Source organism: Bacillus sp. JJ1764 (genome assembly GCF_036962145.1).
In the GTDB taxonomy this organism is placed as follows: Bacteria; Bacillota; Bacilli; order Bacillales; family Cytobacillaceae; genus Neobacillus.
Map to the genome: position 1 here is coordinate 1 of NZ_JBALNY010000078.1, position 5462 is coordinate 5462.

The following is a 5462-nucleotide window of genomic DNA, read 5'->3' on the forward strand; positions in this document are numbered from 1 at the left end:
TTCCCGCTCTAGTTTGTCTTTCACCACCCTCATGAAAGACATCCTACCTGATTCTCTGCAAAAATTCGTTTGTCATCCGTCACACTCACTTTATGTCACTGTGATGCCAGCACCTGTACAATTTGGTCTTCTATTCTTTTCCCTTTGTCCCCGTCCAGTAAATTATTGAGCAGTATAGAAAAAATCAAGGTCTCACCACTTTTGGTTTTTACGTAACCCGATAGGGAACTGACGGTGGAAAGTGAACCAGTTTTCGCCATGACATGAAGTCCTTTCATCCGATACCTGAGAGAGCCTCCAACCATTTTTTCCTTTATACCAGCAACAGGCAATGAATACAAAAAGGCCGGAAACCAGCTCTCCTTTTGCACGGAAAAAAGCAACTGTGAAATTTGGCTTGCCGGAACAAGGTCTACATGAGATACACCTGAACCGTCCCTCATGACCATGTTCCCGGTGTCTAATCCCTGCTTGGCCAAGGTATCCTCTAGCACTTCTAGACCCTTTTCCCAAGAACCTTCTCCCCTCACCACTTTGCCCATTTCTTTCACCAGAACCTCCGCGTGTGTGTTGTTGCTCAATTTCATAAATGGAATGAGCACTTGAGACAATGGCATGGATGGATGATTGGTTAAAACAGTTGCGGTGTCAGGCACCACCCCAGTCTTTATTTTCCCAGTTACTTTAATCCCCTTTTCAGCCAATGATTGTTTAAAAAGAGTTAGAGCATACCTTGTCGGATTCCAAACGGCAACCCATTCTTTTTTTTCTTTTGCATTTACTGGAAGTTGACCCTCTAATTTTATGATATTTTTAGCATGAACTCTTTCAATGGTTAGGTTCTTTTTTTCTTGCTCCGCTGCAGTTTTAGCATGATTGATTATTTTTACATAATTTGTTTTTGGAGTAATGGTATAGCGGACTTGATCTCCTTGTTTTTTTCCCGGATAACCGGTGACGACTACAGTACCTGCATCGTAATCTTTTGTTGGAGAAACGGTTAAAGCGGAAATCTGCGCACCGTAATAAGTGGTTTCATCACTCCAAGGAAGGTCCAACGATAATCGGACATCATCAAAATGGGTATCATCACCAATCAGGTCCCCATTTATTCTTTTCATTCCCTGTTTGTGAAGTTCTGCAGCCATTTGATCAAAATCTTTTTTTAATAAGGTAGGATCGCCGCCGCCTTTAAGATAAAGATTCCCATGAAGTGTTTTCTTTTTCAGCGGACCATCAGAATATAAAGAGGATGAAAAGGTATGATTCTCACCTAATACATCCAATGCTGCTGCGGCTGTTAATAGTTTCATATTGGAAGCCGGTCTTAAGCGGATTCCACCATTATGCTGATAAATCTCCCTGCCGTTTAAAGCAGATCGTATACTGATCCCGGCTATGGCTCCCTTAAGATTTGGATCATTAGCCATGAAAGTGTTAAGTTGATTAGACAGAACTTCATGATTTACTGAGGCCTGCACCTTTTCATGCTCTGTAAAAGCAAAAACCATTATGGATATACANNCAAATAAATAGAGCTCGCATTTTTCCACCCTTACCCTTTTTTTATAAGTTTCTCCAAATCCTTGACATTCTTTTCATAAAAAAAGGAGTTCCGTCATTCGGACTCCTCTCAACTTTTATATCGTGAATAAAACGGGGATTTCTTTCAGCAACCTGTGCCAAATCATATGGTCGCTTCCTTCGCCCCAATAATTCTTCATCCAGTAATCTGGTTCTCCCAATTTCTTTCTCCAGATCTTTTGGGCATTTTTATACCCGCTATCCAAACAAAACTCTTCGACTCCTTTATTCATTAAGGTAAGAAGCATGGTATTTAGGAGTAATGTTCCGATGCCACGGTTTTGGTAATCGGGATGAATATATACGGTCCCAATTTCGATCAAATCTGTCAAATCGCCCTCGGAGCACTCCTGAATTAATGAATTGGAAGAGCCAAAAGCAATAGTTCCGATTATTTTATCGCCGGTTGCGGCTATTAAGAAATAACGATTCCTCCCATTGCTGTCAAAATCAGCTTGCAGATATTGATTTTTTGTTTCAATTTCTTCTTCCATATCGTATACAAGGTCGGATATACCTTCCTTTAAAAATGTATCTTTGATAACCAATGAGAAAAACTGATTTAACTCCTCCCGTTCTTCCTGCTTCGGTCTCCTTACTTCCACTTTTACCAACCGTAACACTCCCCTAGTCTAAATTTCTATATCTATAAAAAGTCTTGCTCATCCTCCCAATACCGTTTATATCTTGTTCGATAACATGCTTCACATGTTGGGAAAGAATGGTCCCAAGGCAATTTTTTACCGCAGTTTTTACACTTTTTTTCGAACTTTTTAATGTCTGTTTTTAATCTCTCCTGCACCTTGTCACTGATATCTAAACGCAGCCTCTCCCAATAAACAACTTCTGTACGCTCACCTAGCCGATACAAAAACAGTAAATGGAGACCGACTGCCTTATAGCTCAATTCCAATTCTTCAAGGCTGCGCTCTTTTACTAGTGGTTCGGGAAGTTCACTTCCGTCAATAATGGCATACATCGTATCTTCCCATTGCTTTGTCAACAACGGTTCATTCTTGGCAAAAGGAAGATGTAAAAATCCGTATAAATCCGTTAAGGATAATCTTGCTTCTATTTCAGTACCGACAATTTTCTTATAAAGAGATCTTTCCTCAGACAGGGCCGCCTTTTTCGTACCTTTAGGGCTCTCAAACTTCTCCCATAATTCAAAAAAGGTACCCAAATCCCGATAATATCTTTGAAAACGTTCAAAAACAGTGCTCGTTGGTGCAATTGAAAACGTCTGTACGGGCCGATCCTCTTGCAGCAAGAGATTTTTCATCTTTTTAATATCACTTGTAAATGCAACTTTACCTATGTCATAAATACCTTTTCTGCCGGCTCGACCAGCAATTTGCTTTACTTCCTGAGACGTAAGCAGCCTTCTCCGAGTCCCATCGAATTTCTCATTTTCCAAGAACACAATTCGGCGAATTGGCAAGTTTAAGCCCATTCCGATCGCATCGGTGGCGACAATGACCTTCGTTTTTCCTTTATTAAATTGCTCGATTTGCTTTTTCCTTGTTTCAGGAGGCATACTTCCATAAATCATGCTTACTGAGTGGCCATTATTTTGCAACCGTGATGCGATCTCAAGCACTCGCCTTCTCGAAAAACAAATCAAAGCATCCCCTTTTTTAATATGCTTGATATGAAACTCTTTTGGTTCCACCTCAAGGGGTGTGTCTCTTGTGTACTCGTAGATTTCAATTTGGGAGTTACCTAAAAGCTCTAGCAGCATCTCTTTTGAATTTCGGCTTCCAATGATATGAACTTCTTCTGCGTTTGCCTTTGTAATAGCTTTATACCAAGAAAAACCACGGTCCTTATCCGCAATCATTTGAGCTTCATCAATAACGACCACTTCATAGTACTCTTTTTCATGAAACATTTCGACCGTACAGGAAATATGGGAAGCATTGGCTACAGTTTTCTCTTCTTCCCCCGTTTTTAGAGAGCATGGTGTACCTTCGCTGTTTAATTTATCATATACCTCAAGGGCCAACAGTCTCAGCGGAGCTAGATACACCCCGCTTGATGCCTGTTTCATTTGCTCAAGGGCATGATGGGTTTTTCCTGTATTAGTTTCGCCAATATGTAACACATACCTGATTCCTCTTTTTAAAGAAGGATCGTATTCAGTACCAAAGATATCCCGCATAATCCGTTCTTCTTCAGCTTTTTTACGCTGAATTTCTGCGAGTTCCTCTATCCTTTTCTGTTCGCGCCCTTCTATATCCTGTTCAAGGATATTTTTATGAGTATGTAACTCAAATGGGAGATCTGAAATTTTTAGCAAATCAGCAACATACTCTTCTTGGATATCCTCTAAAATAAATCCTTCAAGGTCATAAAGGAGCTCACCCATCATTCCTTTTACAAAAGAAATCGAAAGTTGCTCATTGGTTATATCAAGAAAATCTTCCTTTAAATCATTCGGTAACATTTGGAAGACTTTTTCCGGAACTAAGTCAGAAAGATAATCAGATATTAAGCTCTCATACAAATAAAAATAGGTTTGATATTCAAAGTAACTTCTTCCAAATGCCGGCGATTTTTGTATTTCTCCCGTAAGCTCAGTAAAAAATTGCGAGACCGTTTGATACGCATTAGGATTAAATTCCCCTTGATTGATTAATTTTTCTTCTAAAGCAGCCGGATTGATAGATTGAAACTTTACATTATTTTTCAAGTCAGCTGTTAGTTGTTTAGCAACAAAATATCGAACATAGACATATATATTCAGATACTGCTCTTCCAAAATCCTGGCGGCAATATCTTCGATTTCCTCCGTAAGATCTGCCTTTTGTTCCGCTATTTTCGATTGTTCTTCCCGTTTGATAAATTGTTCTTTTGCCTCTTTGAAACGAAGCGACCATTTTTCTTTTTGTCCTTCAAACATCTCATAAAGCCAAGTTAGAGCATCAAATGGCTGGTACTCTCTCATTTCATCACGAAAAAGCTTATTAATCAGCTTCCGGTCTACACCTTGTACTTCGTATCCCTTTTCACTTAAAAATGCTTTTTTTTCATTTTTAGGAACATCATTTGTCACCTTATTTAGCCATACATTAACCCAAATCTGCTCGATATAATGCTTGCGATCAGATAGGTACTGCTCGAATGATGGAAGTGTCTCCTTTAGTTCAAGATATCGGTCAATATCCTCATAAAGCTTCAGTTTGGTTTGTTCAACAGCTTCAGGATACACCGTTGTCAACTTACTCAAAAAATCACTCCTCAACTTGTCAATTTGATTTCTTTTTCTAACGGATTTATGTATAATGATCATATAGATGTGCATATAGTAAAAAAGACCGAGCATGGGGTTAACTCGCCCGGTCATGCAATAGAGGTTTCCCAAGTGGGAATCGGCTAAATTGAAACGAGAATCCACCGCTTATGCTTGCCGGCTCAAGGGTGGATTATTTTTTTTGGTGAAAAGACAGAATCGCGACAATGAGACTTGCAAATGATATAGCAAACATCAATCCTTGAAAAACTGTCAAACAGCATCACCCCCTTTCACAGGGAATGAGCCGCCACCCTTGAGATAACCTATTCTATTGCATTTTCTATTATACCACCACACACATATGCGAACAAGCGTTCTTTATATTTTATGTTCATCACAATAATGATCCACGATTTTCTCTATTTGATCAAGCTCCGGGAACTTTCCACTAAAATCAAATTGAATTTCCTCAATAAATTGTTCTTTTTTGTAAACGTGAATAGCTCCGCTTTGCTGGATTACACTATATTCTGGAACAAAGCGAAAGCCGTTTCGTTCAATTGCACCCATGATCATCCCCCTATTGGATTTTTTTTATAGTATAAGCATAAAAAAGTTCATTTATTTAGGCTCTGTTAAACTT

The 5462-nt window shown here is 39.2% G+C and carries 4 protein-coding genes; all 4 read right to left on the reverse strand.

All coding sequences use genetic code 11. The annotated features are described in order from the left end of the window. Positions 1–95: 95 nt before the first annotated feature. On the reverse strand, positions 96–1511 hold the full coding sequence (dacB, locus tag V7083_RS12290; RefSeq protein WP_335478080.1) for a D-alanyl-D-alanine carboxypeptidase/D-alanyl-D-alanine endopeptidase: 1416 nt from the start codon (positions 1509–1511) through the stop codon (positions 96–98). A 129-nt stretch (positions 1512–1640) separates the two neighbouring features. Further along, positions 1641–2198, reverse strand: coding sequence for a GNAT family N-acetyltransferase (locus V7083_RS12295; protein WP_335478082.1), 558 nt, complete (start codon positions 2196–2198; stop codon positions 1641–1643). Positions 2199–2230: 32 nt separating this feature from the next. Beyond that, positions 2231–4813, reverse strand: a complete 2583-nt coding sequence (locus tag V7083_RS12300; protein ID WP_335478084.1) for a DEAD/DEAH box helicase — start codon at positions 4811–4813, stop codon at positions 2231–2233. A gap of 384 nt (positions 4814–5197) precedes the next feature. Further along, complete coding sequence (locus V7083_RS12305; protein ID WP_335478086.1) at positions 5198–5389, reverse strand: YbxH family protein; 192 nt, start codon at positions 5387–5389, stop codon at positions 5198–5200. Positions 5390–5462 lie beyond the last annotated feature (73 nt).

Coding starts and splice junctions, on each gene's coding strand:
- dacB (WP_335478080.1), bottom strand. CDS start 1,511: ATGGTTTTTGCTTTTACAGAGCATGAAAAGGTGCAGGCCTCAGTAAAT.
- V7083_RS12305 (WP_335478086.1), bottom strand. CDS start 5,389: ATGGGTGCAATTGAACGAAACGGCTTTCGCTTTGTTCCAGAATATAGT.